Genomic DNA, 2,511 nt, shown 5'->3' with positions numbered 1-2,511 from the left:
ATAATAATAATAATAATAATAAGAAGAAGAAGAAGAAGAAGAAGAAGAAGAAGCCGGAAACCATAGCTGAAATTTCAGATGATCCCACTACCATTAATTCATCATCCGGTAATCATTCGGTGTAACGCCCGTTTTCTGTTTAAACAGGCGGGTGAAATGCTGCGGGTATTTAAAGCCCAGCTCATAGGCAATTTCACTCGCCGATTTATTTATATCAAACAGCCTCTCCTTTGCCACATCAATTAATTGTGACTGAATGTATTCCTGAGCAGACCTGCCGGTTTCTTTCTTGATCAGATCACCAAAATAATTGGGTGACAAATGCAGGGCTTCGGCACAATAGGCTACGGAAGGTAAGCCTTCACTCTGCGGTTTCCCGGATGAAAAATAGCCCTTTAATAAGGATTCAAACTTTTCCAGAATCCCTTTGTTTACATGGTCGCGCGTAATGAACTGGCGGTCGTAGAAGCGGGTGCAGTAATTGAGGAGCAGTTCTATGTTGGACGCAATGAGCACTTTGCTGTGCTTATCTATATTCCGGTCAAGTTCATACCCGATTTTTGAAAAGCAGTCTACCACAATATCCTTCTCTTTATCCGAGAGGTGAAGGGCTTCATTTACATCATAGGAAAAGAAAGAATACTCCTGAATATGCCTGCCCAACGGAGTACCGTTTATAAGATCCGGATGAAAGAGCAGTACCCAGCCTTTCGGCGCAAATAATTCAACACCGGGTTCAACGCCTATTACCTGTCCGGGTGATACAAATACCAGGCTTCCTTCCTGATAGTCATAATGTTTTCTTCCGTAACGCAACTGCGCACTGTGCCGGTCTTTCAAACCCACCGCATACAGATCAAAGTTAAAAGACCTGGCGGGCACAGGCATTGCTTCAGCGGTGTCAATCACGGCAACGAGAGGATGTTTGGTAGGCATGCCCCTCATCATATTGTATTGGGCAATACTGCTGATTTTTATAATCTCTTCCATAACCTGTTCATTTATTGTTACAAAATTACAGGTTTAGGTAAGACCTTCTGTTATGGACTTTCCAAATAAGTAATATTGGTAAGAAAACCCGTAATCTGTATACAAAACAGACCGGCCTTCTTTAGCAATTTTGCAACAGTAAACATAAAATATATAAAATGAAAACACGACAATTAGGAAGTTCAGGATTAGAAGTATCTGAATTGGGTTTGGGCTGCATGGGATTAAGCCACGGTTACGCTAACCAGCCGGACCGGAATGAAGCCATCCGGGTATTGCGGGACGCTGTGGAACAGGGCATCACCTTCTTTGATACGGCAGAGGTTTACGGCCCATACACCAATGAGGACATCGTGGGAGAAGCCTTGAAGCCGTTCAGGGAAAAAGTGGTCATTGCCACGAAATTCGGGTTCAAGGATGGATCGAATGCTGAACTCGACAGCCGTCCGGAGACCATCCGTAAAGTGGTAGATGCATCGCTCAAACGCCTGCGCACCGACACCATCGATCTGCTCTACCAGCACCGCGTGGATCCGGCCATTCCCATTGAGGATGTGGCAGGCACCGTAAAAGATCTTATTGCCCTGGGTAAGGTAAAACACTTCGGGCTATCAGAGGCTGACGTGGTAAATATCCGTAAAGCCCATGCCGAGCAGCCGGTTACCGCGCTGCAGAGCGAGTATTCCCTTTGGTGGCGCGAACCCGAGGAAAAGGTTTTTTCCGTACTTGAAGAACTGGGCATCGGATTCGTTCCTTTCAGCCCGCTGGGCAGAGGGTTTCTCACCGGAAAGATCAGTGCCGGCACGCGTTTTGAGAAAGAGGACGGACGGAGTTATTTCCCGCGTTTCCAGAAAGAAAATATGGAAGCCAATCAGGCCTTTGTGGACATCCTTCAACATGTTGCAACGGAAAAAGAAGCCTCTACTGCGCAGGTCGCACTCGCCTGGATCCTTGCACAGAAGCCATGGATCGTTCCGATTCCGGGTACTACGAAACCGGAACGCCTAAAGGAAAATATCGGTGCAGCAGCTCTGGAGCTTTCTTCCGCAGAGCTAAAGTCGATTACCCGGGGCGCAGACCATATCGAAGCCAAAGGCGGCCGGTATCCGGAAGACCTGGACAGAGTTATAGACCGGAAAGCTTAACAATTGCGCAATCGATCTGGTGATGCATTCCATCAGGAACAGTACCCGGCTCTACTCTTAAGGCCGGGTTACTTAGATTACAACCCAACCGCATCAATACCAGGAATATTTTTTTGAAGATAGTCAAACGGTTTCATGTTAGCACTTACCCATTGATGTGATAATAACAAGCTGGTAACCCTTCAATTATTTAACATTTGGCTGGTGCTTTCAGAAATTAAAAGGACATTGAGATGAGTTCATTTGTACCTTTTTCCGGCTCATTTTCATTTTATGAATTTATCAGTTTAAAACCACAGCATCACATTTCTGATCTTATTCCCAAAGAAACTTATCAATATTTATTATTATCATAATTTAAAACTTGTATTATTAA

The 2,511-nt window shown here is 45.0% G+C and carries 2 protein-coding genes; one reads left to right on the top strand and one right to left on the bottom strand.

The window, feature by feature from the left end; all coding sequences use genetic code 11:
* Positions 1-93: 93 nt before the first annotated feature.
* Complete coding sequence (locus ASE55_RS03795) at positions 94-990, bottom strand: helix-turn-helix domain-containing protein (protein WP_056215795.1); 897 nt, start codon at positions 988-990, stop codon at positions 94-96.
* A 158-nt stretch (positions 991-1,148) separates the two neighbouring features.
* Here ASE55_RS03795 and ASE55_RS03790 point away from each other — a divergent pair, with 158 nt between their 5' ends.
* Positions 1,149-2,135 carry an aldo/keto reductase gene (locus tag ASE55_RS03790; RefSeq protein ID WP_056215792.1) on the top strand — a complete coding sequence of 329 codons (987 nt, stop codon included), beginning with the start codon at positions 1,149-1,151 and terminating at the stop codon, positions 2,133-2,135.
* The last annotated feature ends 376 nt before the right edge of the window (positions 2,136-2,511 follow it).

Source organism: Chryseobacterium sp. Leaf201, from assembly GCF_001421435.1.
Taxonomy (GTDB): domain Bacteria; phylum Bacteroidota; class Bacteroidia; order Flavobacteriales; family Weeksellaceae; genus Chryseobacterium.
Note: the sequence above shows the minus strand (reverse complement) of the source record. Positions and strands in the feature narration are given on the sequence as shown.

Bases quoted from the DNA above. Each gene is read 5' to 3' on its own strand.
- ASE55_RS03795 (WP_056215795.1), bottom strand. From the start codon at position 990: ATGGAAGAGATTATAAAAATCAGCAGTATTGCCCAATACAATATGATG.
- ASE55_RS03790 (WP_056215792.1), top strand. From the start codon at position 1,149: ATGAAAACACGACAATTAGGAAGTTCAGGATTAGAAGTATCTGAATTG.